Here is a 26,416-nt window from a genome sequence, read left to right as displayed (position 1 = left end):
GCGTTCGGTGTCCACGTCGGCCTCAACTCTCCTGTTGCTTCAGGACCTCGGCGAGGCTCGGCGCCTCCCGGTCCCGCTGGGACATCGACGCGGCCGGCAACGGCCACGGTATGGCGAGCTCCGGGTCGTCGAAGGCGATCGTCACGTCCTCGGCCGGATCGTGCGGGCGGTCGATCCGGTACGAGGTGTCGGCCGTCTCGGTCAACGCCTGGAAGCCGTGCGCGCACCCCGCGGGGATGTACAGGGTCAACTGCGTCTCGCCGGACAGCTCGAAGAAGGCGCGGTTGCGGTAGGTCGGCGAATCCTTCCGCAGGTCCACGACGACGTCGAAGACCTTTCCGTAGGAGCAGCGCACCAGCTTGGCCTCGCCCGCGCCGGAGCGCAGGTGCAGGCCGCGCAGCACGCCACGGGCCGAGCGGGACAGGCTGTCCTGGACGAAGGCGTTCGGGTCGAGGCCCACCGAGCGGATCACTTCGGCGTCGAAGGTGCGGCAGAAGAAGCCGCGTTCGTCGCCGTACGGCGACGGCTCGAACAGGTACGCGCCGTCGATCTCCGGGACTTCGGTCGCTTTCAAGGTGTCTCCCGCAGGGCGTGGGCGTGGGTGTGATCGGTCTTCGGGAAGAGCGCCGCGGTCAACCCGGCAAATTGGGCCTTGAGTTGCCGGACCGCGACCTGGTTGCGCTCGGCGAGCGTCCGCCGCAGCTCCGCCGACTGCTTCTCCAGCGCCCGGAACTGTTCGAGGAGCCGGTCGGCGTCGACCTCGCGGGCCGAGTGGCAGTACGCGCCGAGGCCCATCCGGTCCATGAGCGCGTCGCTCTTCGCCGCATAGCTGAGCGCGAGCGTCGGCGTACCGGCCTTCAGCGCGCAGACCAGGTTGTGGTACCTGGTCGCCACCACGGTGTCGGCGGCCGCCATCTCCTTCATCAGGTCGGCGAGCGAGGCCGTCTCGGCGGCGGTGACCAGCGGTGAGTCCACCGCTTCGAGGATCGCGTCGACCACCGTGGCATCGCACGCGTCGCCGGTCAGCAGCCGCACCGGCCTGCCGTCCTCGACCAGCGCGCGGACGAACCGGGTCGTCCCGTCGAGGTAGCGCCGGTGGATCTCCTCGGCGCGGGCCCGGTCGTCGTTGCCGCCGTGGAAGTCCATGACGCCGACGCAGACCTGGCCCGGCGGGTCGGACGGACCGCTCGGCCCAGGGGTCGGCAGGGCGAACGCGAGGTCCGGGTAGACCTCGTCGCGCGCGGTGTCCACGCCCATGGCCCGCATGGCGTCACGGGACAGGGCGTCCCGGTACGAGCGGTACGCGGCGAGCCGCGCCGACCAGCGCACCAGGGCCCGGGTCGGCCGGTCGGCGATGGGCGCGGCGCCGACGCCGACCAGCGCGACCCGGGTGCGGAACAGGCGGCCGCTCGCGCAGAGCAGGAACAGCGAGTACGGGAAGCCCCACGGCCGCAGCGGCAGCGTGGCCTCCAGGACGCCCATGCCCGGCACGATCACCACGTCGTGCCGCCGCACCCAGGCGGCGGTGCGGGCGACGTCGACGAGCTTGCCCAGGCCCTTGCCCGCGATCGCCCCCGCGCGGGACGCCGTCCGGTACTCACCGCGGTACCAGTGCAGCCGCGTCGCGGGGATCCGGTACCGGGCCGAGACGACCTCGGGGCCGCCGCACAGCGCGTCCACGGCCGACTCCGGGTGCTCGGCGCGGAGGTAGCCGAGCACCGCCTCCAGCGACCCGTCGTTGCCGAGGTTGCCGGAGCCGAGCAGGCCGAACACCCCGACGCGTGCGGGAGTCATGCCCGCCTCCCCTCACGCCCGGCGACGATGTCGTCGAGGGAGACGGTGAGCTTGGCCGGGTCGACCGGGGCGCGGTCCTCGACCCGCTCGCCCGCGCCGGGCCGGGCCCTGCTGGTCATCCACGCGGCCAGGTGGCCGTAGCACGCACGCCGGTCGGCCGCGGACAGCGGCGCCCGCCGGATCGCCTGCACGAACCCCAGGACGTACTCGGCGAGGAGCCGGGGCGTCGGGTGCAGCGGGCCCGCCCGGCGCGGATCCAGGTTGACGCACCGCGAGCGCTTGGAGGGGTTCGCCCGCTCGGCGCGCGTGGGGTGGTCGCGGCGGAAGTACAGCAGCTCGGGCACCTGGTGGAAGGGCCCGTGCAGACCGATCTCGGCGACGAACGTGCGGTCCGCGTGGTGGTAGCTGTCGTGCGGTTTCACCCGGCGCAGCACGTCGGCCCGCATCACCCCGTAGAAGTCGTCGCCGCCGGGCTCGAAGAGCATGCTGCGGAAGCGCTCGGGGGCGCGCGGCGAGTCGGTGGCGAGGGTGTACTCGTACGGGACCTTGACCTGTCCCGCCTCGTCGATGACCGCCTGGTCGGCGTGGGCGAGGATGACGTGCGGCCGCTCGTCCAGCGCCTCCACGCAGCGCTGGAGCAGGGTCCGGGCGTACAGGTCGTCGTGCGAGGCCCACTTGAAGAGCTCGCCGCGGCACTCGGTGAACACGTGGTTGTGGTTCGGGGCCGCGCCGATGTTCCTGGTCAGCCGGATGTACCGGATGCGCGGGTCCTGCGCCGCGTACTTGCGGCAGATGTCCTCGGTCCTGTCGGTCGAGGCGTTGTCGGAGATGACCAGCTCGAAGTCCTCGTAGGTCTGGCCGAGAAGGGCGTCGAGCGCCTCGGCGAGGTACTCCTCGCCGTTGTACACGGGCAGGCCGATGCTCAGCCGGGGATTGCCCCGAGATGCCGTCATGACGTCCTCACTTCACGAAGGGTGTTCTGGTGGTGCTCGCGCAGGGCGGCCCGCAGGTGCAGCCACCACACGGCGGAGCCGCAGACGGTCGCGGCGGCGACGCCCCAGGCCGAGCCGACCGTGCCGCCCGCGGCCGCGCCGCCGAGCCCGCCGGTGACGTAGCAGACGGAGGCGATCAGTTGGCTGCGCAGGCTGCGCCGGGCCGCGCCGAGCGCGCGCAGGCCCGCCGCCGCGCCGGTGCCGAGTCCCGCGCCCACGACGCCGAGGGTGACGGGCACGATGAGCTCCGAGGCGGCGCCCCAGACGTCGCCGAGCACGAGCTCGCCGGCCCGGTCGGGTACGAGGAGCAGCGCCCCGCCCCAGAGCAGCGCGGCGGCGGCCTGCCCGCCGCCGAGGACGAGGCAGAACGCGCCGAGGCGGTGCGGGGCCCTGCGCAGCACCCGTGCCGCCTCCGCGACGGTGACCAGGGAGAGCCCCATCAGCACGGCCATGAACGGGCCGAGCAGGAGTTCGGCGCCCCGGATGACGCCGACCGCGCCGACGCCGACGATGACGCCGAGTCCGTACGCCCGCAGTTGGCTCGCGCCGCTGTTGCTGACGTTCTCGACGAGATAGCGGGTGCCGAGGTCGCGGTGCGCGCGGAGCCAGTCGCGCGCACCGGTCAGCCGGGGCCGGATGCCGGACTGGAGGCAGCCGTACGCCCCGGCCGCCGCGGCGGATCCGCCCCAGGCGAGGACGAATGCCGCCACGCTGCCGACGTGCGCCGCGACGAGCAGGGCCGGGACGAGGGCGACGCCCCATACGAGGTCGTTGACGAACGCCTTTCGGCCGTTGCCCGCGGCGAAGAACGCGAACCGCCACGCGTCCTGGAGGAGCAGCCCCGGCAGGACGACGCCGAGGCAGGCGAACGCGGACCCGATGCGGCCGCCCACGGCGAGGCCGGTCACCACGGATACCACGCCGAGGACGAGGCCGGTGCCGAGCGCGGTGCCCGACGCCCGGGCCGCCGCCGCCCGCCACGACTTCTCCGGGACGCCGCTGAAGCGGACCACGAGCGGGTCGGTGGCCAGGCCGCGGGAGACGTTGAGCACCACGCCGTAGGTCACCCAGGCCAGGCTGAACACGCCGAACGCGGTCACCCCGAGCGAGCGGGCCACGTAGACGCCCACGGCGAAGTTGCTCATGCTGGAGGCCGCCTGGTCCGCGAGGCCCCAGGACAGCCGGCCGATGACGGCCCGCCTGGCGCTCGGCCTGGCGGGCTCCGCCGGTGTCGTCTTCTCCCCCTCGGTGGTCATCCGCGTCATGCCTTGAGCAGCCCTGCGCCGTGCAGGGCGTCGGCCGCGACGGCGACGGTGTCGAACGGCAGCCCCGACCGCTCGGCGACGTCCAGCAGACTGTGCTCGCCGTCGGACAGGTTGAGCACCCACAGCATGGCCATCTGCGCCTGCTTGGTGTCGCTGCGGCCGCCGAGCGCGTCGTACAGCCCGCGCCGCCCCAACTGCGGTTCTCCGTACGGGCTGAGGTTCAGATACCTCCGGTTCCGGTCGAGTACGGCGAACGCCTCGCGGCAGACGGCGAGCGTGTCCGCCATCGCCTCCGGGGAGACGAAGTCCGGGTTGTCCGCCGAGGTGTGGTACTCGGGGTAGCCCGCGTACGGGGTCCGGCTGAGCGAGCCCACGCCGAGGTCGAACCCGGGCGAGCAGTACTGCCGCTCGTCGTAGCCGTACGGCGTGAACTCGTTGATCTGGTGCGGTCGTTCGGATGCGGTCAGCACATGCCGAAGGACCCGGTCGATCTCCGCGTCGCCGCGCCTGCTCTGCTTGTACGTCAGGCTGCCCGAGTCGCCCGCGCAGGCCAGCACGAGCCCGTGCTTGATCTGCTCCACCCGCTCCGCGTTGCGGGCCAGCCAGGTGATCGCCCCGATGGTGCCGGGCGCGAAGATGAACCGGTAGGTGTAGTACGGCGTCCGCTCCGCCAGCTCCCTGGCCAGGAACGTCGCCACCGCGATGCCGGCCAGGTTGTCGTTGGCCAGCGACGGGTGGCAGACGTGGCAGGAGACGATCACCTCCTCCGGGACCTGTCCGGGGACCACGTGCTCGGCGTAGGTGAGGTGGCCGTCGGCGAGTGTGGAGTCGACGCGCACCTCGTAGTCGCCGTCCGGCAGGGCGTCCAGCGTCTCCTGGGCCAGGCAGAACCCCCACTCCGGCTTGTAGTAGCTGGTGCGGTAGGGCACCCAGGTGGGGTGGTCGGGCAGGGTGTGCAGGTGCGCGCGCAGCTCGGCCAGCGGCATGGTCGCCGACACCGGCACGCTGTAGCCGAGCACGTGCAGGCTGGACGCGGCGAAGTCGACGACCCGGTTGCCCGCGGAGTCGGCGACGTACGCGTCGCGGATGTTCCACTCCTGCGGGACCGTCCAGTCGAGCACCTGCGTCCCGGTCGGCACCTCGTGCATCCGCAGCGGGACGTACTCGTCGACGATCTTCAGGGTGGCGCGCACTCCGTCGCCCGTGATGCTCCGGCACAGCGGGTACAGCCGCTCCACCAGCTCGTGCATCTCCCGGCCCGCCTCGGTCATCGGCGCCACCGCAGGGTCTCGTCGACGGTGCCGGCCTCGGACGCCGCGCGCAGCACGGCGAGGCGGGTGAAGCGCTGCTCGAAGTCCTCCCGGGTCAGCCCGTGTTTCCGGTAGGCGTCGGCGAGTTCCAGCGCGCCCCGCTTGACGGTCCACTCGCACTCGAAGCCGGGGATCGCGGCGCGGAACCGGGAGAAGTCCACCCGGTAGGAGCGGGGGTCGGCGCCGGTCTCCCCGGTGATGACCACCTTCGCGCCGGTCACCGCCTCGGCGACCTGCTCGGCGATCTCGGCGACCGTGACGTTGTTGGTCTCGCTGCCGATGTTGAACGCCCGGTCGTGCACCGCGTCGCGCGGCGCGGTCAGGGCGGCGGCGAAGGCCCGTGCGATGTCGGCGGCGTGCACCAGCGGGCGCCAGGGCGTGCCGTCGGAGAGGACCAGCACCTCGCCGGAGAGCAGCGCGTGGCCGACCAGGTTGTTCAGCACGATGTCGGCGCGCAGCCGGGGCGAGAAGCCGAAGGCGGTGGCGTTGCGCATGTACACCGGGCTGAAGTCGCCGTCGGCCAGCGCGTGCACGTCGTCCTCGACGCGCACCTTGGACTCGGCGTACGGCGTCACCGGGCGCAGCGGGGCGTCCTCGGCCACCAGGTCGCCGCCGCCCGCGGCGCCGTAGACCGAGCAGGTGGAGGCGTACAGGAAGCGCCGCACTCCGGCGTCGCGGGCCAGCCGGGCCAGGTGCACGGAGGCGTGGTGGTTGATGTCGTAGGTGAGGTCCGGCGCCAGCGCCCCCAGGGGGTCGTTGGAGAGCGCGGCCAGGTGGATCACGGCGTCGATTCCGGCCAGGTGTTCGGCGGTGACGTCGCGCAGGTCGACCCGCGGTCCCGGCGGGTCGGCGGGCCGGGGGCCGAGGACGCAGTCGGCGAACAGGCCGGAGTCCAGGCCGACGACTTCGTGTCCGGCGGCCTTGAGCACCGGGGCCATCACGGTGCCCAAGTAGCCCTGGTGTCCGGTGAGCAGTACGCGCAAGGTTCAATCCCCCAGGTCGAGAGTGAGTTTGGTGACGGCGAACGCCTCGGCGTACCGCGCGTGGCATTCGATTCCGCGGATCCGGGCGAGGCCGAGGAAGGCCTCCCGGTCGTACCAGGGCCGGTGCCGCTGTGAGGGGTAGTGCTCCTGGAGGAGGCGCACCTTCTCTTCGGCGATCTCCGGCGACAGCGGCTGGTACGCCGCCGGACGGCCGAGGTCGCCGTCCCACTTGACGATCTCGTAGCCGAGGACGAGGTGGTCGCGGAACGCGGTGGGGATCAGCTGCGCCAGGCCGCGGTGGTCCTGGTGCGCGTCGTCGGTGCGCGGGGCGAGGACGAGGTCCGGCTCGGTCCGCGCGCGCAGTTCCTCCACCGCGGCCTTGGCCTCGTCCCAGTGCACGGGCATCCGGCCGTCGGGCAGCTTGAGGACGGTCAGGCGCAGGTCGGCGCCCGGACAGAACGCGGTGAGCGCGGCCCGCTCCTCCTCTTCGCGCTCGCTGCCGCCGCCGGAGAGCACCAGCGCGTCGACGCGGAGGCCCGGCCGCGCCAGGCACAGCGCGAGCAGGGTGCCGCCGGCGCCGATGGCGATGTCGTCGCAGTGCGCGCCCACCGCGACGATCCGTTCCAGGGATCCGGCCCCGAGCCTGATCACGCGCCCACCCCGGCGCTCTCCCACTCCCACACGGCCCACGGGCGGTCGCCCCGGGTGTAGGCGTCGTCGAGCGCGGCCCGCTCCTTCACGGTGTCGGTCGGCTTCCAGAAGCCGCGGTGCTGGTGCGCCACCAGGCGGCCGCTCTTGGCCAGTTGGGCGCATCCGTCGGCGACCAGGTCGCCGTTCTCCGGGATGTGGTCGAAGACTTCCTGGCGGAGCACGAAGTATCCGCCGTTCTCCCACATGGGCAGCTCACTGACCGGGGTGATGCCGCCCACCAGGCCGTCGTCGCCGAGCTCCACGCAGTGGAACGAGGACTGCGGCGGAACGACCATCATCGACGCGCCCGCGTCGCGCCGGGAGAACTTGTCGATCATCTCCGGCAGCGGGGCGTCGGTGAGCACGTCCGCGTAGTTGGCGAGGAACATCTCGTCGCCGTCCAGGTGGTGCCGCACCCGGCGGAGGCGCTCCCCGATCGGCGACTCGATGCCGGTCTGCGCGAAGGTGATCGTCCAGTCGGCTATGTCGGTGGACAGCAGCTCGGTCTGCCCGCCGCGCAGCACGAAGTCGTTGGACGTCGTCTCCTCGTAGTTGAGGAAGAAGTCCTTGATGTGGTGGGCGCCGTACCCGAGGCACAGGATGAACTCCTTGTGCCCGAAGTGCGCGTAGTAGCGCATGACGTGCCAGATCAGCGGCCGCGGTCCGACCATCGCCATCGGCTTGGGCACGTCGTCCGAGGCTCCGTTGCGCATCCGCATCCCGTAGCCGCCGCAGAACAGAACGACCTTCATGCTGTGACCTCCTTCGAGGACGCGCCCTCGACGATGCTCAGTTCCGGGATGGGAAAGACGAGGCGGCCGCCCCAGTCGTGCACGAAGGACAGTTGCTCGCTCAGTTCCTCCCGCAGGTTCCACGGCAGGACGAGGACGTAGTCCGGCCGGTCCGCGGCGATCTGCTCGGGCGGCAGGATCGGGATGCGCGTGCCCGGGGTGTACCTGCCGTGCTTGTAGGGGTTGCGGTCGACCGTGTACGCGAGCAGGTCGGGCCGGATGCCGCAGTGGTTGAGCAGGGTGTTGCCCTTGCCCGGGGCGCCGTAGCCGACGACCGTCTCGCCGCGCTCGGCCGCCTCGACGAGGAACTTGAGGAGGTCGCGGCGGACCTTGGCCACCCGGGCGGAGAACTCGGTGTACCCGGACAGCTCCTGCAGTCCGGCGGCCTTCTCGCGGGCCAGTACGTCGGCGACCTGCGGGCTCGGCTCACCGGCCACCTCTGCCGGGCGGGCCCACAGCCGGATGGAGCCGCCGTGCGTGGGCAGCAACTCGACGTCCACGAGGGCGAGTCCGCCGCTGGCGAGGGCCCGGATCGCGGACGCGACCGTGTAGTACTGGAAGTGCTCGTGGTAGATCGTGTCGTACTGGTTCTCCTCGATCAGGGTCAGCAGGTGCTGCACCTCGATGGAGACCCAGCCGTCGTCGGCGACCAGGGCGCGCAGGCCCTGGGTGAATCCGACGACGTCGGGGATGTGCGCGTACACGTTGTTGGCCACGACCAGGTCCGCCGGGCCGTGCTCGGCGCGGACCTCCGAGCCGGTCTCCGGGGAGAGGAACGCGGTGAGCGTGGGCACGCCCGCCTCCCGCGCCGCCGCGCCGACGTTCACCGACGGCTCGACGCCGAGGCAGCGGATCCCACGGTCCACCACGTGCTTCAGCAGGTATCCGTCGTTGCTCGCGACCTCCACGACGAAGGCGTCGGGGCCGAGCCCCGTCCGCTCCACCGCGTCGGTGACGAACGTGCGCGCGTGCTCCACCCAGGAGGTCGAGAACGAGGAGAAGTACGCGTACTCCGTGAACGTCTCCTCCGGCTTGATCAGCGGCGGGATCTGCGCGAGCCAGCAGTCGGTGCAGACCCGCAGGTGCAGCGGGTACGCGGGCTCGGCCAGGTCCAGCTGCTCCGCGGCGAGAAAGCTCTCGCACGGCGGAGTCGCCCCCAGGTCGACGACGCTCGCCAGCGTCGCCGAGCCGCAGAGTCGGCATCGTGTCATCGGGTCCCCCCATATCTGCTCGCGCGTGTCCCCCACCGCGAGCCAGTGCTTCCTTTTCCTGTCGGCGACGGGCTCTCCCCGCCGCCGGACCGCCCCGCGATCGCGGAGCGGTACCCCTCCTCCAGGCGCTCCAGGCCCACGACCGGGCTGAACCCCTGTTCGTAGCGGCGCCGGGCCGCCCGTCCCATCTCCCGGTTGGCGGCCGGGTCGGCGATGATCCGGCGCAGGCACGACGCGAGCGACGTGGCGTCGCTCGGGCGGTGCAGCAGACCGGTCTCACCGTCCTCGACGAGCTCGACGAAGGCGCCGTGGGCGGCGGCGACGGCCGGCACCCCGGCCGCCATCCCCTCCGCGACGACCAGACCGAACGTCTCCATGGCCATGGAGGGAGCCACCACGGCGACCGACTTCGCGACGCCCTCCCTGCACCGCTCCGGGTCCCACAGACCGACGTAGTGCACGTCGTCCCGGCCCTCGGCCCAGGCGGTCACCTCCCGCTGCAGCGGCCCCGCCCCGGCGAGCACCAGCGGCACGCCCGCCCCGCCGCTCGCCGCGACCTCGTCCCACGCGGCCATGAGCAGCCGGATGCCCTTGGCCTCCGCGAGGCGGCCGAGGTAGAGCACGTGCTCGCCGTCGCCCGTTCTGCGGATGTCCGAGTCGGGCACGAAGTTGTGCTTCACCACGAGCCGTTCGGCCGGCATGCCGGACCGCACCAGGATGTCGCGCTGCGCCGCGGAGATGCAGAAGAACCGCTCCACGCCGGTCCACCACCGCCGCCGGTTGACCGACAGGCTGACCGCGAGCGGCACCGTCGCGAGGCGCGAGTCGCGGTAGCAGCCGTGCCGGACGGCGGGCAGCGACGTCTTCGATCCGACGCACTCGCTGCACGGCATGCCGTCGCGGTGCAGCGTGCCGGGCGGGCAGACCTGGGTGTAGTTGTGCAGCGTGGCGACGGCGGGCACGCCCGCGTCGGCGCAGGCGGCGAGCACCGCGGGCGACAGCAGCGGGAAGACGTTGTGGACGTGCACCACGTCCGGCCGTTCGGCGCGGAGGCGGGCGGCGAGCTCCGTGCGCACCGCCGGGTTCCACGGCACGAGCAGCGGCACCGTGGCCTTGCCGAGCAGGGACCGGGCGGCGATGTCGTCGCTGCGCCGCTCGAACACGTCGACCCGGTGACCGGCCGCGCGCAGCAGCCCCACCTCCTCGTCGACGACCCTGTTCTCCCCGCTCGGCTGTGCCGATGAGTAGCGGTTGTGCACCACCAGGACGCGCAGGGCGTCCGGCTCGTTGCTGTCGTCAGTGGCGCGCATGTCGTGCATGCCGTGCATATGTGAGGTCACCTCCGGGCCCATCGCGGGACACGTCGTCCGGGGGCTGCGGCCGCCGGGGCGGGCGTGACCGTGGCAGGTGCCGCGAGAAGTGCGCCCGCCAGGGCCAGATGCAGCAGATACGGCGAGGCGTCTCCCAGACCGGCCTCGGTGTACGACGAGATCGCGCAGTAGCTGATCAGGAAAATCGCGCAGGCCCTCGCCAGCGACGGCGGCCGCAGCAGCGCGACACCGCCGAGGACGAGGATGATCGCCGCCACGATGGTGACGCCGATCAGACCCTGCTCTTGGTAGACGGCGAGCCAGCTGTTGTCGATCGGCAGCCCGCCGAACGACTTGTCGCTCAGGCCCACGCCGAACCATTTCTCGCCGCCCGTCCGGGGCGCGGCGAGGAGGGCGTCCCAGACCTTGGCCCGGCCGGTGAGGTTGGAGAAGCTCTCCTGGCTCTGTCCGCGCAGGAACCACGACTGGAGCGCGGAGTAGAACACCACCCCGGCCACCGTGGCGACCACCACCGTCCAGACGAAGAACCGGCGGGCGGCGGCGCTGGTCAGGACGAGCGAGCCGATCGCCAGCGTCAGCCCGATGAGCATGCCGACCGTGGCCGTCCGGGTGTGGGTCAGGGCGAGCAGGACGAGTGAGGGCACGATGACCAGCGCCGCGCTCCCGCCGGTGGTGCGGCGGCCGATGACGAGCAGCACGGTGAGCCCGATGATCACTGCCGCGTACTGTCCGATCTGCGGCGGGGTGAGCGGCCACAAGGCGCCGACGAGGCGTCCGCCGTAGTACTCGGGCATGGCGGTGCCCGGCGAGACGGCCAGGCCGACGGCGACCGTCCCGAGCGCCGCGAAGTACATCCGGATGTGGTAGCGGACGAACGTCAGGCTCCCGTCCCACCAGCGGCTGAGCAGCCACAGCGTGCCGACGAAGAGGGCGAGCCGGGCGCAGCGGAACAGCGCGCCGTACCCGACCTCCAGGTTCGCGCTGGCGATCACGCTCGGTACGAGCAGCAGGGTGAGCAGGAACACGAAGGCGCTAGGCCGGATGCGCAGCCGGAGGTTGAGCGCGAGGGCCAGCGCGAACGCGGCGACCAGCGCGCCCATGGTGGCCATCTGGATGAGGGACCGGGGCAGGGTGACGATGGTCTTCGCTCCCGCGGAGCCCAGCGTGTTGAGGCCGAGCAGCGCCCAGACGATCCCGACGGCCTTCGGTGTGCCGACCGGCCGGACCTCCGTGCCGGGCAGCTCACTTGCCATGTCCGGTCCGCCCGACGGCCCTGCGTGCCGCAGGTCTCCGCTCATCTCAGTCACCGGCCTTGCGGACGAAGGTGCTGCCCGCGTCCTGGCGGTGCGGCATGTCCTGCCACTGCCCCGAGTCGAGCTTCCGGGTCTGGTCGCCCACGACGAAGTTCCACGGTCCGCGGTAGTCGTTGTCGCGCCAGCGGTTGCCCTGCTTGTCGGTGATCGCCTCGGACACCCGCTTGCCCTTGTACGGCGACCACTTGGGGTAGGTGCCGTAGTTGGCGAGGACCGCCATGCGGCCGCAGTCGTCCCCGCACTTGACGACGGACGGGTCGAGGACGAAGCGGTTGTCGTGGATGTCGACCCGCTGGGTCTTCCAGCGGCAGTCGGCGTAGAGCGGGGCCTTGGTGATGGCCGGTCGCTTGCAGCGGTCGACGTCCTTCACCAGGAGCGTGCAGTAGCCGGTCGAGGTGTTGGCCGGGCTGTTGCAGAACCGGTCGGCGTTCTCCCAGAGGGTGATCCCGTTCCAGTTGTCGTCCAGCACGTTCCGGTAGATCTCGATCTTGTCCGTGCGGGCCCGGACGCGGGGTTCGCCGCCGGACTCGGAGACGTAGATGGTCGCGTACGGGAAGTCGTCCCCGCGGTCGGCGTACTTGCGGCCCTCGACCCAGTTGTTCCGCCGGAACGTGTTGTTGCGGATCACGGCGTTGTAGCTGGTCTCGTACATGAGGGCGGCGCCGTCGTTGGCCTCCAGGAGGTTGTCCTCGATGCGGAAGTCGTTGTTGTTGTTGTCCGCCCAGAGCCCGGCCCCGCGGTTGTCGTGCACCCAGTTGCCGCGGATGTCGGCGCCGTTGACGGCCCAGAACTTGATGCCTCCGGTGCAGCCGCAGCCGCGTCGCCGGCGCTCCCAGTCGCCGGTGTTGTTGCCCACGATCTCGTTGCCCTCGACGACCAGGTCCTTGATCGAGTCCCCGGTCTTGTACGCGTTCATTCCGTACTGGCCGTTGTCGCGCAGGCAGCTGTCGCGGACCTGCTGGCGGGCTCCGGCCATCAGCCCGGCGCCGTCGTTCTTCTGGATCTTCGCGTGCTCGATCACCCAGCCGTCGGCCATGTCGTGGTTGACCACGCCCTCGTTGTGCGGCGCAGCGAAGTTCTGCACGGTCAGGTGGCTGATGGTGACGTCGCGGGCGGTGCCGCTGAACGCGTACTGGTTCTTCTTCCGGCCGTCGAGCACGGCGCCGGGCGCGCCGACGTAGCGGTTGCCCTTCTTCGGCATGACCTGCGCGTAACGGTCCGCTTCGAGCCGGTGCTTGCCGGGTCCGAGCCAGAACGTGGTGTTCGGCGGGCTGCTCCTGGTCTTCGCGGCCAGGTCGCCGACGACCGAGGGGTCGACCTTCACGGCGCCCGCCGGCGCCTTCTCCGGCCCGGCCGGGGGCTTGGCGCACACCCGGGCGACGGACGTGGCCGGCCCGCCGGTCGCCTTCGGCCGCGCGTCCGACGTGCCCGGCGCGCTCGACGAGCTGTCGCAGCCGGTGATCACCAGCAGGGCCAGCGCCACCGGTGCCACCGGCAGCGCCCAGTGGCGCGTCTTGGTCCCCACTCGTCCCCTCCTAACCGCGGAACCTGAGTACGGTGGTGAACCCCTGCACGCCGTCGGCGGAACCGGTGCCGACCAGCGTGGTGGAGGGTTCCTTGCGTCCGAATCCCGCGGAGTACCAGCCGAGCGGCGGGTCGCTCTCACCGCGATGCGTCCGCCAGTGCAGCTGCCCCGGCAGGTCGAGCACCGCGGCGCGCTCCTCGCCGTCCCGGGTCCAGGTGAGCGCGGCCCGGTTCCCCGCCAGATCCGCGGTGACCGCCGGACCGAGATGGAACGCCAGCCGGACGGTCCGGCGCGGGCCGTGCACCTCGTCGACGATCCGCAACTCCTGCTGTTCCGCGGCAAGTTCGACCCGACGGCGGTGCACGGAGGGCTGGTAGCCGTCGTGTTCGGCGCTCCAGCGGGACGTGCCCCCGTCGGAGGCGTCCGCGACCAGGACGCGGCTGTGGGCCTGTCGGGTCCACAGGAACGGGCCGCCGGAGACGGACTGGTCGCTGCCGTCCAGCTCCAGGGTGTTGTGGCCGAGGGTGGAGCGGAAGTACTGCCGCCAATGGGGCTGCCCGTGGTAGCAGAACGTCCCCGGGTCGGCGAGCACGTCGACCCCGTCGTGCCGGACCTCCACGGACAGCGCGTCCGCGTGTGCGTGCGCGGCGATGGAGAGGAAACCGTGCGGGCCGCCGTCACAGCGGCACCAGATCTCCCCCGGGCCGCGCAGGACGGTCATGCCCGCGTCGGCGAAGTGGGCGGGCCGACTCGCCGGGCGGGTCACGGACGGCGCGGCGCCACCCTTGGCGTACGGCTTGATCAGCGCGGCGAGGAGCGGGGTGCGCACGTCGGAGACAGTGACCTCGGGCCACCAGGCGAGGGATCCGAACACGGCGTCCCCGGTGGCGAGGAGCGAGGCCCAGCGGTCGGTGCCCGTGCCGTCCACGACCAGCCCGTGCCCGTCGTCGGCGTCCCCCTGCCGGGGCGGCCGCAACCTGTTGTCCACGACGGCCGCGAGCGCGTCGGTCATGCGCAGCAGCACGAGGCGGACGGCCCCGGGGACCGGCACACCGGCGGCATCCGCCTCGGCCACCGCGGCCAGGCCGAGTTCCAGGACGAGTCCGTGGTACTCGGAGGCCAGCTCGCGGTTGAGGCCGGAGGGGAAGGTGTTGCTGCGCAGGTGCCGCTCCAGCGAGCGCAGCGCGCCGTCGCGCCACCTCGCGGAGGCGGGGAACCAGTCGAACGCGCAGGCCGCGGCCGCCTGTCCGGCGGCCTCGGCGATGATGTGGTTGTTCGCGGAGGACCCACGGCTGGGGAAGGCGGCCAGCCAGCGCTGGTGGTGCCAGATCTGGTTGATCGCCACCGGGTTCTTCTCGAACAGCCCGGCCGCGCCCGGCCAGGCGTCGAGCAGTCGGCGGATCCACACCCAGGAGAGCAGCCGGATCCCCAGCTCGATGCCGCTGATCCAGTGCACCCCGCGCAGCGGCGCGTTCGCCGCCCACCACGACCGCAGGTGCTCGGCCACGCGCTCCGCGTACCGCTCCTCCCCGGTGATCGCGTAGGCGGCGGCGAGCACGGTGAGGTACTGGTGCCGGGACAGCTCCCAGATCTGCTTGATGTCGCCGACCGCGTCCTCGTTGCGGTACGGCACGTCGAAGGCATAGCCCCACGGAGCGCGGCGCTCGGTCTTCGGGTCGTACCACCAGTCCGGGTCGGCCAGGTCGTCGCGGTCCACCCCGAAGTACTCGACGTGCCCCGCCATCAGCCGGTCCGCCTCGGCCACGAGCCGCTTCGCGGCCTCCGGCGGCACGGCGGCGAGCGTCCCGGCGGGAAGTACCGCGGTGAACCGGGCGTCGGCCGGGCGCGGGCAGGTGGGCGGCGCCGACCGCCACCGCCGCCTGCGCACCGCGTCACTCACCCGGCCGCCGATCTCCCGCGGCCCCATCCGGGAGAGCCGCCGCAGGTACCAGCCGGGACCGCCCGAGCTCACCGTCATCGCGTCTCCGCCAGCGTCACCGGCGCACCGCCGGCCAGGGCGGACTGCACGGCGACGGTGGCCGCCGTGGTGGCGACGAGCGACTCCAGCGGCACCGGCATCGGCCCGCCGGTCCGCACGGCCCTGACGAATGCGGCCAGTTCGGCTTCCTGGCCCTTGTCCCTCGCCATGGGCAGCCGCGAGCTGACCCACCGCTTGCGCCCGGCCGTGCCGTCCAGGAACACCGAGGCACGCACGAAGTCGTCGAGCCGCAGCGCCTTGCCGTCCGCGACCAGGTCCAGCGTCTCCTTGGGGAGACTGGCCGGACCCGAGGTCACATAGCTGATGGTGGCGGTGGATCCGCCCGGGTAGCGGAGCACGACCTGCAGGTCCTCGTTGCCGGGCGTGGCGAGCGCGTACACCGATATCGGGTCGGCCCCGAGCAGCCAGCTCACCGTGTCGATGAAGTGCCCGCCCTCGCCCGCGAACCGCGTGCCCTCGCTGCCCTGCCGGAGGTACCAACTGCCGTGCTGCAGGCGGCCCGCGTTGACCAGGTAGCGGACGCTGGCCGGACCGGTGCGGGTGCCGAAGCGCTTCCTCGCCTCCCGCAGCAGCGGTGCGAACCGGCGGTTGAAGCCGACCTGGATCCGGTCGTTGCCGGACTCCTCCACCGCCTCCAGCACACCGGCCAGCTCGTCCTCGCCGAGGGCCAGGGGCTTCTCCACGAACACGGCCTTGCCCGCGTGCAGGGCCTTCTTGGTCAGTTCGGCGTGCGAGCTGTGCCGGGTGACCACGAACACCGCGTCGATGGACTTGTCGCCGAGCACGGCGTCGAGGTCGGTGGTCGCCTGGTCGAAGCCGAACTTGCGCTTCGCGTTGGCCGCGGACAGCGCCGTCGTGGTGACGACGGTCGACAGCTTGACGCCGTCGCGCTGGGTGAGGTGCGGCAGCAGCATGGAGGTGGCGTAGTTGCCCGCGCCGATGAACGCGAGCCGCACCGGCGACTTGAGGGCGCGCGCCGGGGCGGGCGCGGAGCTGCTGCGCAGCTTCACCGCGGGCACGGCCACCGCCGGGGCCGCCGCTTCCTGCGCCTCTTCCGTGTGTTCGGGGTAGCGGAACAGCACGGCTACGGCCTTGAGGTCGCCGTCCTTCAGGCGCTGGTACGTCTCGACGGCGGCGTCGAAGTCGGCGATGTGGGAGATCAGGGGCTCCACGTCGACGCGGCCACGGGCGACGAGGTCGAGGAAGCACGCGAGGTTGCGGCGCTCGGTCCAGCGCACATAGCCGATCGGGTAGTCCCGCCCCTCCAGTTCGTACGCCGGGTCGTAGCGCCCGGGGCCGTACGAACGGGAGAACCGGACGTCGAGCTCCTTCTCGTAGTACGCGTTCCACGGCAGGTCCAGACGGCACTTGCCGATGTCGACGACCCGGCCGCGGTCCCGGCTCAGATGGGCGGCCAGCTCGACGGGCTGGTTGCTGCCGCCGCCCGCGGCCAGATACACCTGGTCCACTCCGTGCCCGCCGGTGAGCTCGGCGACGGCGGCCTCGACGGCCGGGGAGGCGGGATCGCCGCAGGCCGCGGCGCCCAGCCGCTCGGCGAGCTCGCAGCGCGCCGGGTCGGGGTCGGCGCCGACGACGCGGACCCCCGCGGCGGTGAGGAGCTGCACCACCAACTGGCCGATCAGCCCGAGGCCGATCACCAGCGCCACCTCGCCGAGCTGCGGCTCGCCCTGCCGGACGCCCTGCATCGCGATCGACCCGACGGTGCCGAAGGCCGCGTGCCGCGGCGCGAGGCCTTCCGGCACCGGGGTGTAGAGGTTCTTGGGCACCCAGTTCAGCTCGGCGTGCAGCGCGTGTTCGTTGCCCGCGCAGGCCACGAGGTCGCCGACCTTCACGTCGTCGATACCCGCGCCGACCTGCTCGACCACCCCGCACAGCGAATAGCCGAGCGGCGTGTAGGAGTCCAGCTTGCCCATCACCTTGCGGTACGTGGCGGGCACCCCGTTGGTGGCCACGCTCTGCATCACCTTGGCCACCTGGTCCGGCCGGGAGCGGGCCTTGCCCACCATCGACATGCCGGCCTCGGACACCTTCATGAGCTCGGTCCCGGTGGAGATCAGCGAGTAGGCGCTCCGCACCAGCACACCGTCCGGCTTGCACCCCGGCACGGGCACGTCGAGCAGCGCCAGCTCGCCGCTCTTGTAGTTCTGCACCACTTGCTTCACACGAACTCCTTGGACTGCTTGGACACGGCAGCGCGGTACCAGTACTCGAGGGTCAGCACATGCCAGAGATGCTTGGAGAAGTCCTGCTGACCGGCGGCGTCCGCGGCGGCCATCCGCCGCAGCGCGTCGCGGCGCAGGAAACCGGACTTGACGAGCTCGCCTTCGTTGATCACCTCGCGCACCAGCGGCGCGAGATCCCGGCTCATCCAGGCCCGCAGCGGGGCGCTGAACAGGCCCTTGGGCCGGTAGACGATCTCCTTGGGCAGGATCGAGGTGGCCGCCTCCTTGAGGACGGCCTTGCCCTGCCGCCCGGCGATCTTGCGGGTGCCGGGGAACGCGAACGCCGCCTTGACCACCTCGACGTCCACGTACGGCACCCGGACCTCGGTCGAGGCGGCCATGCTGGAGCGGTCCGTGTAGGTGAGGTTCAGGCCCGGCAGGAACATCCGGGAGTCGCCCAGGCACATGCGGTTCACGAAGTCGTCGAGCTCGTTGTCCGCGTAGACGTCCGCGTGCTCGGTCAGCACGTCGTCGACCGTCCCGGCCAGGTCCGGGTCGACCAGGGCGAGCAGCTCGTCCCGGTCGTACATGGTGTAGCTGCGCCGGAACGCGGTCTCCTCCGGCAGTTCGGCGAAGGAGAGGAACCGCTTCGCGAAGCGCACCGACCGGAACCCGCGGCGGGCCGTGGCGACCGGCAGCCGGTCCACCGCCGCGTACACCCCGCGCCGCAGCGGCCGCGGGACGCGCTGGTAGCTCAGCGCGATCTTGTTGGCGAGGTGCTTGCGGTAACCGGCGAACAGCTCGTCGGCGCCCATCCCGGAGAGCATCACCTTCACCCCGGCCTCCCGGGCGGCGGTGCAGATCAGATACGTGTTGATCGCGGCGGGGTCGCCGATCGGCTCGTCCAGGGAGTGCGTCATCTGCGGCAGCAGGTCGAGCACGTTCGGCGCGATCTCGATCTCGTGCAGGTCGACGCCGAACCTCTCGGCGACCTGCCGGGCGTAGCGCAGGTCGTCCGGCATCGCCTCGAACTTGGCGTCCTCGGCGCGGAATCCGATCGTGTACGCGGAGATCCCGGGCCGGTGCCGGGCCGCCAGCGCGGTCAGGTAGCTGGAGTCGAGACCGCCGGAGAGGAAGGTCGCCACCGGTACGTCCGCGAGGAGGTGCTGCTTCGTCGACTCCTCGACGATGGCGGCCAGGTCCGGCAGCTCGCCGCTGCGGGCCCGCTCCTGCCCCTCGGCGGCGACGTCCTTCAGGTTCCAGAACCTGCCGCGCTCCACCCGGCCGTCGGGCCGGACCTTGAGCCAGCTGCCCGGCGGGAGCTTCTCCGCCTCGCGGTACGCGCACCGCGAGTCCGGCACCCAGTAGTAGAGCAGGGAGGCCACCAGCGCCGCCCGGTCGACCTCCAGCGATCCGCCGGTGACGGCGGCGAGCGCCTTCAGCTCGGAGGCGAACACCAGGCCCCCGTCGCGCCGGAGCAGGAACAGCGGCTTGATGCCGAGCTGGTCGCGGACGAGCACCAGTTCACCGGTCCGCTCGTCGAAGACGGCGAAGGCGAACATGCCGCGCAGCCGGGGCAGACAGTCCGTGCCCCAGCGCCGCCAGGCCTCCAGGAGCACCTCGGTGTCGGAGGTGCCGCGGAAGCGCACTCCGGCGCCCGCCAGTTCGGCGCGGAGTTCGGGCGCGTTGTACAACTCGCCGTTGTAGGTGAGGGAGAGGCCGTCCGAGACCATCGGCTGGGCGCCGGTCTCGGTCAGGTCGATGATGGACAGCCGACGGTGCCCGAGCTGGACCTCGCCGTCACCGACGGGGTGGCTGTAGCGGCCCGCCCCGTCCGGACCGCGGTGGGCCAGGACGTCGGTGAGCCGGTCGGTCACGGCCTTCCCGTCCGGCCATCGGTAAGTGCCTGCGATGCCACACATGTTCTACCTGGCCTCCTGGTCGCTGTACGGGACCCGTGCGGCCGACATCGACGACCGTTCCGCCCGCGGCTGGCCCGTCCCGTGCTGCCGGGTCGGCCTCTCATAAGGGCCGCGCAGCGCGGTGTGCAGCCCGTCCCACAGCGTGCCGTCGGAGCGGTCGCGCGGATCGGGGTCGATCAGCACCACACCGATCACCGGGATGCGCTGGTCCGCGAGCTGCCGCGCCACGGTGTGCAGCCATGCGGCGCTGCCGTGCCCGGCCCGTACGACGAGCACGGTCTGGCTGCCGAGGTACTGCAGGTCGGTCCAGGCGGTGCCCGGCGCGACCGAGCCGACGCCCAGGCGGCGCGTCTGGTGCGAGACACCCGCGGCGCGCTCGCCGCTGACCACGGTCACGTCCCCCGGTGTCCGGCGGCTGTTGGCGAGCTCCGTACCGGGCAGCCCGTCGAGGACGACCACCGGTCCGTCCGTCGCCAGTTCCCCGGCGACGTCCAGGGCGATGGCGCTCGCGCTGCGCGCACAGCCCAGCTCCAGGAGCGACACCGGTTCCTTGGACCGACGCGCGGTGCGGGCCAGGCTCACGGTGAGCCGTTCCCGGGCCGCCCGGGTGCGGCGGAGCTGCCACGGTCCGGCCGGTCGGCGGTGGATGCGGCGCAGCTCGGCGATGACCGAGGCGCCCAGGTTCGCCGCGATCTCCCGGCGCAGCACGGGGCGGTCCGCGACCACCGAGCCGACGGCGGCCACCGCGAGACCGAGGACCAGACCGAGGACGAGACCGATCGCGGCCTTGGTGGCGGCGGACCTGGGCAGCGAGACCTGCACCGCGCGCGGGGCGTCCACGATCTGCGTACCGGCGACGAGCTTGGGCGTGCCCATGCCCGCTTCCTCGGCGCGCTGGTCGAAGTCGGATATGCGCGAGGTGAGTTCGGCCCGGCGGGAGAAGAGCGACTCGATGCTCGCCGAGTCCTGCGGGTCGCTCTCCGGCGACCTGTTTCCGATCGCCTTGTTGACCTGGACGAGCTCTTCCCGCATGCGGTCGCGCTGGTCGCGCAGGGCCTTGGCCTCGGCCTTCGCGCCCTGCCGCATCCGCCGCACGTGGTCGGCGACGAACGCGTCGGCCAGCGCCTTGGCCCGGGCCACCGCATCGGCGTCGTCCTTGCCCGTCACGTCGATCTGCATCAGGTTGTTGGTGAGGCCGGTGCCGCGGTAGTCCTTCAGGAAGTCCGCGGGCTTTTCGGTGGACTTGAGGGACTGCAGGGCCTCGCCCGCGATCCGGGTGGTCGTCAGGAGCTGGACGTCGGTACGGATCAGCGTTCCGGTGTCGTTGGGCTGGTCCTCCTTGTGTGCGACCAGCACCTTGGCCGTCGCGCTCGGCGGCGGCGGCATCGCGACCGCGAGGACCGCGCCGATCAGCATGCCGAGGAGCGCCAGGGAGCACCAGAGGCGGCGGCGCCTGCGCACCGACACCACCAGCGCCTGGAGGTCGAAGAGCGGGGAGGCCGTCGGCGCGTCCGCAGTCGTGCTCGCCATCACGCCGAACCTCCCGTCGCGTTGCCGCGCACCGCGAGGGCCAGGGTGGCCTTCTCCGGAGGCTGGTCGGCGGAGCGCGCCGGGCGGGCCCGGACCGCGCCCGCGACGACGACGCCGACGACCTCGTGCCGCCCGTCCGCACACGCCTCGGCGATGCCGGTGAGCTCCCCCGCGGTCCAGTTGCCCGCGCTGAGCACGACCAGGGCGCCGGACTCGGTGTCGCGGTCCGGCACCATCGGCCGGGTCACGGACACCTCGACCACGCGCAGGTATCCCCTGCTCGCGGCGGTGGCGGCGGGGTCGCTCGCGGCCTCGGTGACGAGCTGGTCCGCGGCCCGGCGGGCGATCTCGTCGCCGTTGGGCACGACGACCAGGAGTCGCCTGGGGGCGGGCAGCTTGTTGCGAAGGCGGGCGCACACGCGCCGGTAGCGGATCCGCCGGCTGGCCTCGTCGCCCGAGCGCTGCGGGACCGGTGCGTCCCAGCGGGTGTCCATGCCGAGGAATCTGCGGATCCAGGCCCGTGGGCCACCGCCGTCCGACCGGTGTCCGTGCCGTTCACCGGGCACGTCGACGGTGCCGAGGAGTTCCGTCCGCAGCGCGGCGGCGATCTCCGGCTCCGTGCGCAGCCGGCGGTTCATACGGGCGGCGGCGAGGTGGCCGATGACGGCGGCCAGCAGGAACAGCACCGCCCCGCCGATCATGAGCTGGTTTCTGGTCGGCGGTGCCTCGCCGGTCGGCCGGGGCGAGGGGCCCATGACGACCATGCCGGCCTTGCTGGAGACGGTTTCGGCCTGGTCCAGCTTCTTCATGGCCTCCTCCAGCGAGGCGCGGAGCTTCTCGAGCGAGGTGCGGGCCTGCACGCCTTCCACGGTCCGTCCCGGGTCGGCCGCCTCGGCCAGATCGCTGATGCGGCGGTTGGTCGCCTCCACCTTCTTGCGCAGCGCCTCGGGACCCGAGGCCGCGCCGGAGTCGGTGTCGCCGCCCGTGAGCCGTGCGGAGAAGGCGACGAACTGCTCGGCCATGCGGTCGGAGAGCTGCTGTGCGCGCTCCGGGCTCTCGGCCGTACCCAGAATCTTGATGATGTTCCCGTCGGTGGCCTTGGCGCTCACCTTGTCCTTCAACTCGGCGGCGTCGACGCCCTTCCAGTCGAGCTCGGCGGCCGCGCGGTCGACCACCGACGAACTGGTGGCGACCTGGGCCTGGGTGAGCAGTTCGCGTTCCTCCCACTGCCCCGGGAGCAGTACGGATGCCGCCGCGGTGTACCGCTGCGGGAAAACCAGCACCGAGGTGCCGTAACCGAAGAGCGCGCCCACCACGGCGAGTACGGCGAGGAGCCGCCAGCGCCGACGCAGGATCCGGCCGATCGTGGCCAGGCGTATCTGATCGTCGCTCAACGGTGCGGCCTCCTCCCCGTACGTCCCGGGGCGCCCTTCGGCACCGAACCACGGTCACGGCAGGCGGCGGTGTAGGCGGCGAGCAGCTCGCGCTGGGAGTTCTGCCAGGAGAGCGCGCCGCCGATCCGCTCCTGACCGATCTTGCCCATCCGGGCCCGCTTCTCCGGGTCGTCGAGCAGCAGCGTGATGAGCTCGGCGAACTGCGCCTCGTCGTTGGCGGGCGCGTAGACGGCGGCGTCCCCGGCGGAGACCCGGGCCTCGCGCAGATCGAACGAGACGATCGGTCGGCCCATCGCCATGTACTCGAGGACCTTGTTCATGGTCGACACGTCGTTGAGCGGATTGCGCGGGTCGGGCGAGAGGCAGACGTCCGCGGTGGAGAGGTAGCGCACCAGGTCGGCGTCCGGAATGCGCCCGGTGAACTGCACCTGCTCGGAGAGCCCGAGCCGCCGGGACAGCTCCACCATCGCGTCGAAGGCGTCACCCGCGCCGACGAACACCGCGTGCCAGTCGGTCCTTCCGAGGTCGTCGCGGAGTTTCGCGAGGGCCCGCAAGGCGTAGTCGACGCCGTCCTGCGGTCCCATGACGCCGAGATAGCACAGCAGATGGGGCTTGCCGCGCTTCAACTCCGGCTCGGGCGGCACCGGTTGGAACCGGTCGACCTGGGGCGCGCTGCGCACCACGAAGACGTCCGCCGGCTTCTTGCCGCCGCGACGCACCGCGACGTCCCGGTAGCTCTCGTTCGTGGCGAGCACGATGTCCGCGGCCCGGTAGGTGATCCGTTCCAGCGCGCACACACCGCGGTAGAGCAGGTCTTCGCCCCGGTCGAACCGGGAGAGGTACAGCTCGGGCACCAGGTCGTGCTGGTCGAACACGAACCGCGCGCCACGCCGCTTCAGCCACATGGCGGGCAGGAACAGCAGGTCGGGCGGGTTGCAGGCGTGGACCACGTCGACCGGGCCGACCTTGCGGGCCAGCCGGGCCGTGTGCCACAACGCCGAACCGTACTCCCGCAGATAGCCGGCCGGGCCGCCGGTGGCGGCGCGCAACGGGTAGCGGTGGATCCGCACCCCGTCGATCTCCGCCTCCGGCTCGGTGTCCCGCTTGCTCCCCTGCGGACAGATGACGTGCACCGTCCAGCCCGCGTCGCGCAGGGTCGTGCACTCCTGCCACACCCGTCGGTCGAACGGCACCGACAGGTTCTCCACCAGAATCAGCGCTCGGCGGCCGGTCCGGCCGCCATGTGTTGCATTACCAAGCAAGGCCCACGTACCCAGGTTCGGCCCGGCGCGCGTCGGCGTCGGGAAGGTGGATGAGATCGATGAGAACCGGTCCTTCGCCGTGGGGCAGGGCCGAGAGCACCGCCGGATCCCTGGTTCCCACCAGGCATACGTCGGCGTGCTCCAGCACCTCGTCGACGGAGTCCGCGAGCAGCTGCGCGAGGTGCGGCAGCCGGGTCTCGATGTACTCGCGGTTCGCGCCGATCAGCCGGGAGAGGCTCACGTTGGCGTCGTAGATCCGCAGGTCGTACCCCTTGCCGAAGAGTCTCTCCGCCAGTTCGACGAGTGGGCTCTCGCGGAGGTCGTCGGTGCCGGGCTTGAAGGAGAGACCGAACAGGCCGACCCGGCGCTTGCCGGTGCGCTCGACCAGCTCCACCGCGCGCTGCAGGTGGTCGGCGTTGGAGGGCAGTACGTGGGCGAGGATGGGCACCGAGACGTCGGCCCGCTGCGCGGCGTGGACCAGGCTGCGCAGGTCCTTGGGCAGGCAGGAGCCGCCGAAGGCGAAGCCGGGCCGCAGATAGGCCGGGCTGATGTTCAGCTTGCGGTCGGCCATGAACACGTCCATGACCTCGTGCGAGTTCACGCCGAGCGCCTGGCACACCGCGCCCAGTTCGTTGGCGAAGCCGATCTTGAGGCCGTGGAACGCGTTGTCCGCGTACTTGATCGCCTCGGCCGTCGGGACGGGTACCCGGAACACCTCGCCGGGCAGCCCCTCGTACAGCGCCGCCACGGCGTCGCCGCTCGCCGCGTCGAGCTCGCCGATGACGGTCTTGGGCGGATCGAAGAAGTCCCGCACACTCGTGCCCTCGCGCAGGAACTCCGGGTTCACTGCGACCCCGAAGTCCACCCCCGCGGTGCCGCCGACGTGCTTCTCCAGGATCGGCACGAGCAGGTTCAGGCAGGTGCCGGGAAGCATGGTGCTGCGGAACACGACGGTCTGCCGTCCGCCCCGCTCGGCCAGCGCGGCGCCGATCTGTTCGGTGACACGCTCCAAGTACGTGGTGCACAGGCTGCCGTTGGGCTCCGACGGCGTGCCCACGCAGATCAGCGACACCTCGCTGTTCATGATCGCCTCGCGGACGTCGACGGTGGCGCGTAACGCACCGGTCCGCACGACCTCGGCGGTGAGCTCGCCGATCCGCTCCTCGACCACCGGGGCCTTGCCGTCGTTGACCAGGTCGACCTTCACCTGGTTCACGTCGACGCCGATGACCTCGTGCCCCATGCCGGCCAGGCACGCGGCCGATACACAGCCCACGTAGCCGAGCCCGAAAACGCTGATCCTCATGACTGCTTACTCCCCCCAGGCAGGCACTCCCGGCCTGCTGTTCGCGCCCGTATCGGACGCCGGTCCCCACGCATCAGTACGCCCCCTGCCCGTGGATCACCGCGCGCAGTGTCTTCCACAAGATCACCGTGTCGAGGGCGAGCGACCAGTCCTCCACGTACCGCAGATCGAGACGGACGGCCTCCTCCCACGGCAGGTCGCTGCGCCCGCTGATCTGCCACAGGCCGGTGAGCCCGGGTTTGACCAGCAACCGCCGCCGGATGTCCGGGCCGTACGCCGCGGACTCCTCGGGCAGCGGAGGCCGCGGCCCGACGAGCGACATCGATCCGGTGAGGACGTTGAACAGCTGCGGGAGCTCGTCGATCGAGTACCGGCGCAGCACCGCTCCCACCCGGGTGACCCGCGGGTCCCGGCGGAGCTTGAACAGCAGGCCTGCGCCCTCGTTGCGGTCGGCCAGCTGGGCACGCGCGTTGTGCGCCCCGGTGACCATGGTGCGGAACTTGAATATCGTGAACTCGCGGCCGTCCTTGCCCACTCTTCGCTGTCGGTAGAGCGCACCGCCCCGGCTGTCCGCCAGCACGAACACCCCGACGAGCAGCATCAGCGGCGCGAACAGCATCAGCAGGATCGCCGCGCCCAACCGGTCGACGACTCCTTTGACCACCCGGCGGCCGCCGGTGAAGGTCGGCATGCTGACCCTCAGCAGCGGGATGCCGAGCACCGCGTCGACGTGCAGCCGCGGTCCCGCCACCTCCATCAGGACGGGGGCCACGACCATCTCCGCATCGCTGCCCTCGAGGTTCCAGGCCAGCCGCTGCAGCCGGTCCGGTGACCAGTGCGGATCCGGTGTGACCGCGACGACCCGGTAGCCGTCGCGGCGGACGTGGCCCGCGACGTCGGCCAGGGCGCCGATGATCGGCACTCCGTCCAGATGGTCACCGTCGGGCCCGAGGCCGTCCGCCGTGCAGACCGCCTCCACCCGCCAGCCCAGGTGCGGGAACTTGCGCGCCCGGTTGATCAGATCCATCACGGTGGCCGGGCTCCCGGCGGCGAGCACCGGTCGCAGGCACCGTCCGTCCTGCCGCTGCTTGTGCAGCCGCAGGCGGAGCAGATACCGCGCGGTCATCGTGAGAAGTCCGATCGCAGGAATCGCGACGAAGATCCAGAGCTTGATGTTCCGCGAGGTGAGAGCGATTCCGCCGAGCGCCAGTACGACAACGGCCGTGAACAGTGACCGCCCGAGCCGCCGGAATTCCTCGGCACCCTGACCGAGCACGGAAGGAGCCCATGCACGACTCATAGCAAGCGCTGCCAGCACGAGTATCTCGGTGCCGAATGCGAGAATGCCCCACTTCTCGTGCCAGTTGGCCGCGTCCCGGGCCCCGAAGAAGATGCCGATAGCCGCCACGACGAAAGCGGTGGCCACGGTATCGCTGGTGATCACGGCACGTCGGTACCGCTGCTCCCATTCGGTTGCGGGTTGGTTCATTTCCCCGTTCGTCAGACGACCGCGCGCCGACGGAAACGGGCTGACTAATCCCCCCTGCCGCACAGAACCCCCCAGGTCCCCAGTGGTTCGACGTGTTCGCCCAGCACTGTTTCCTCCCCCCGGGAG

20 protein-coding genes are annotated in these 26,416 nt (G+C 71.8%); all 20 read right to left on the bottom strand.

The window, feature by feature from the left end:
* Nucleotides 1–22: 22 nt before the first annotated feature.
* The gene (gene rfbC / locus AOK03_RS33990) at nt 23–574 is read right to left on the bottom strand and encodes a dTDP-4-dehydrorhamnose 3,5-epimerase (RefSeq protein ID WP_055569232.1); all 552 of its coding nucleotides are present in this window, start codon (nt 572–574) and stop codon (nt 23–25) included.
* Complete coding sequence (locus AOK03_RS33985) at nt 571–1,794, bottom strand: polysaccharide pyruvyl transferase family protein (RefSeq protein WP_055569231.1); 1,224 nt, start codon at nt 1,792–1,794, stop codon at nt 571–573. Before AOK03_RS33985 ends, rfbC begins: the two co-directional genes overlap by 4 nt.
* Nucleotides 1,791–2,747 carry a glycosyltransferase family 2 protein gene (locus tag AOK03_RS33980; protein WP_055569230.1) on the bottom strand — a complete coding sequence of 319 codons (957 nt, stop codon included), beginning with the start codon at nt 2,745–2,747 and terminating at the stop codon, nt 1,791–1,793. The genes AOK03_RS33985 and AOK03_RS33980 overlap by 4 nt, the downstream gene beginning before the upstream one ends.
* The gene (locus AOK03_RS33975; RefSeq protein ID WP_055569229.1) at nt 2,744–4,051 is read right to left on the bottom strand and encodes an MATE family efflux transporter; all 1,308 of its coding nucleotides are present in this window, start codon (nt 4,049–4,051) and stop codon (nt 2,744–2,746) included. The genes AOK03_RS33980 and AOK03_RS33975 overlap by 4 nt, the downstream gene beginning before the upstream one ends.
* Nucleotides 4,048–5,322 carry a DUF4910 domain-containing protein gene (locus tag AOK03_RS33970; RefSeq protein ID WP_079075129.1) on the bottom strand — a complete coding sequence of 425 codons (1,275 nt, stop codon included), beginning with the start codon at nt 5,320–5,322 and terminating at the stop codon, nt 4,048–4,050. Before AOK03_RS33970 ends, AOK03_RS33975 begins: the two co-directional genes overlap by 4 nt.
* The gene (locus tag AOK03_RS33965; protein WP_055569227.1) at nt 5,319–6,344 is read right to left on the bottom strand and encodes an NAD-dependent epimerase/dehydratase family protein; all 1,026 of its coding nucleotides are present in this window, start codon (nt 6,342–6,344) and stop codon (nt 5,319–5,321) included. The genes AOK03_RS33970 and AOK03_RS33965 overlap by 4 nt, the downstream gene beginning before the upstream one ends.
* Before the next feature lie 3 nt (nt 6,345–6,347).
* Nucleotides 6,348–6,995 (bottom strand): PIG-L deacetylase family protein, encoded by a 648-nt coding sequence (locus AOK03_RS33960; protein ID WP_055569226.1) that lies wholly within the window; start codon nt 6,993–6,995, stop codon nt 6,348–6,350.
* Nucleotides 6,992–7,786: a sugar phosphate nucleotidyltransferase gene (locus tag AOK03_RS33955; protein WP_055569225.1), complete on the bottom strand. Its 795-nt coding sequence runs from the start codon at nt 7,784–7,786 to the stop codon at nt 6,992–6,994. The genes AOK03_RS33960 and AOK03_RS33955 overlap by 4 nt, the downstream gene beginning before the upstream one ends.
* The gene (locus AOK03_RS33950) at nt 7,783–9,036 is read right to left on the bottom strand and encodes a class I SAM-dependent methyltransferase (RefSeq protein WP_055569239.1); all 1,254 of its coding nucleotides are present in this window, start codon (nt 9,034–9,036) and stop codon (nt 7,783–7,785) included. The genes AOK03_RS33955 and AOK03_RS33950 overlap by 4 nt, the downstream gene beginning before the upstream one ends.
* Complete coding sequence (locus AOK03_RS33945; protein ID WP_055569238.1) at nt 9,033–10,310, bottom strand: glycosyltransferase; 1,278 nt, start codon at nt 10,308–10,310, stop codon at nt 9,033–9,035. The genes AOK03_RS33950 and AOK03_RS33945 overlap by 4 nt, the downstream gene beginning before the upstream one ends.
* A 62-nt stretch (nt 10,311–10,372) precedes the next feature.
* Nucleotides 10,373–11,665: a hypothetical protein gene (locus AOK03_RS33940; protein ID WP_055569224.1), complete on the bottom strand. Its 1,293-nt coding sequence runs from the start codon at nt 11,663–11,665 to the stop codon at nt 10,373–10,375.
* 1 nt (nt 11,666) lies between these two features.
* Nucleotides 11,667–13,205 (bottom strand): right-handed parallel beta-helix repeat-containing protein, encoded by a 1,539-nt coding sequence (locus AOK03_RS33935; RefSeq protein ID WP_055569223.1) that lies wholly within the window; start codon nt 13,203–13,205, stop codon nt 11,667–11,669.
* Between the two features lie 10 nt (nt 13,206–13,215).
* Nucleotides 13,216–15,183, bottom strand: a complete 1,968-nt coding sequence (locus AOK03_RS33930) for an alginate lyase family protein (protein ID WP_055569222.1) — start codon at nt 15,181–15,183, stop codon at nt 13,216–13,218.
* Nucleotides 15,180–17,387, bottom strand: a complete 2,208-nt coding sequence (locus AOK03_RS33925; protein ID WP_055569221.1) for a bi-domain-containing oxidoreductase — start codon at nt 17,385–17,387, stop codon at nt 15,180–15,182. Before AOK03_RS33925 ends, AOK03_RS33930 begins: the two co-directional genes overlap by 4 nt.
* Nucleotides 17,384–19,309, bottom strand: coding sequence for an asparagine synthase (glutamine-hydrolyzing) (gene asnB, locus AOK03_RS33920; protein WP_055569220.1), 1,926 nt, complete (start codon nt 19,307–19,309; stop codon nt 17,384–17,386). The genes AOK03_RS33925 and asnB overlap by 4 nt, the downstream gene beginning before the upstream one ends.
* Nucleotides 19,310–19,312: 3 nt before the next feature.
* Nucleotides 19,313–20,839 (bottom strand): Wzz/FepE/Etk N-terminal domain-containing protein, encoded by a 1,527-nt coding sequence (locus tag AOK03_RS33915; protein WP_055569219.1) that lies wholly within the window; start codon nt 20,837–20,839, stop codon nt 19,313–19,315.
* Nucleotides 20,839–22,233, bottom strand: a complete 1,395-nt coding sequence (locus AOK03_RS33910; RefSeq protein ID WP_055569218.1) for a Wzz/FepE/Etk N-terminal domain-containing protein — start codon at nt 22,231–22,233, stop codon at nt 20,839–20,841. The genes AOK03_RS33915 and AOK03_RS33910 overlap by 1 nt, the downstream gene beginning before the upstream one ends.
* On the bottom strand, nt 22,230–23,495 hold the full coding sequence (locus AOK03_RS33905; RefSeq protein WP_055569217.1) for a glycosyltransferase family 4 protein: 1,266 nt from the start codon (nt 23,493–23,495) through the stop codon (nt 22,230–22,232). Before AOK03_RS33905 ends, AOK03_RS33910 begins: the two co-directional genes overlap by 4 nt.
* On the bottom strand, nt 23,485–24,801 hold the full coding sequence (locus tag AOK03_RS33900) for a nucleotide sugar dehydrogenase (RefSeq protein WP_055569216.1): 1,317 nt from the start codon (nt 24,799–24,801) through the stop codon (nt 23,485–23,487). The genes AOK03_RS33905 and AOK03_RS33900 overlap by 11 nt, the downstream gene beginning before the upstream one ends.
* 73 nt (nt 24,802–24,874) lie before the next feature.
* Nucleotides 24,875–26,353, bottom strand: coding sequence for a sugar transferase (locus tag AOK03_RS33895; RefSeq protein ID WP_055569215.1), 1,479 nt, complete (start codon nt 26,351–26,353; stop codon nt 24,875–24,877).
* Nucleotides 26,354–26,416: the final 63 nt, after the last annotated feature.

Origin of the sequence: Streptomyces atriruber (assembly GCF_001418325.1) — a bacterium.
Classification (GTDB): domain Bacteria; phylum Actinomycetota; class Actinomycetes; order Streptomycetales; family Streptomycetaceae; genus Streptomyces; species Streptomyces atriruber.
The sequence above is the reverse complement of the archived record's forward strand: the minus strand, read 5'-3'. Positions and strand labels throughout refer to the sequence as shown.

Bases quoted from the DNA above. Each gene is read 5' to 3' on its own strand.
- AOK03_RS33915 (WP_055569219.1), bottom strand. From the start codon at position 20,839: ATGGCGAGCACGACTGCGGACGCGCCGACGGCCTCCCCGCTCTTCGAC.
- AOK03_RS33970 (WP_079075129.1), bottom strand. From the start codon at position 5,322: ATGACCGAGGCGGGCCGGGAGATGCACGAGCTGGTGGAGCGGCTGTAC.
- AOK03_RS33930 (WP_055569222.1), bottom strand. From the start codon at position 15,183: ATGACGGTGAGCTCGGGCGGTCCCGGCTGGTACCTGCGGCGGCTCTCC.
- AOK03_RS33985 (WP_055569231.1), bottom strand. From the start codon at position 1,794: ATGACTCCCGCACGCGTCGGGGTGTTCGGCCTGCTCGGCTCCGGCAAC.
- AOK03_RS33940 (WP_055569224.1), bottom strand. From the start codon at position 11,665: ATGAGCGGAGACCTGCGGCACGCAGGGCCGTCGGGCGGACCGGACATG.
- AOK03_RS33900 (WP_055569216.1), bottom strand. From the start codon at position 24,801: ATGAGGATCAGCGTTTTCGGGCTCGGCTACGTGGGCTGTGTATCGGCC.
- AOK03_RS33975 (WP_055569229.1), bottom strand. From the start codon at position 4,051: ATGACGCGGATGACCACCGAGGGGGAGAAGACGACACCGGCGGAGCCC.
- AOK03_RS33980 (WP_055569230.1), bottom strand. From the start codon at position 2,747: ATGACGGCATCTCGGGGCAATCCCCGGCTGAGCATCGGCCTGCCCGTG.
- asnB (WP_055569220.1), bottom strand. From the start codon at position 19,309: ATGTGTGGCATCGCAGGCACTTACCGATGGCCGGACGGGAAGGCCGTG.
- AOK03_RS33950 (WP_055569239.1), bottom strand. From the start codon at position 9,036: ATGACACGATGCCGACTCTGCGGCTCGGCGACGCTGGCGAGCGTCGTC.
- AOK03_RS33955 (WP_055569225.1), bottom strand. From the start codon at position 7,786: ATGAAGGTCGTTCTGTTCTGCGGCGGCTACGGGATGCGGATGCGCAAC.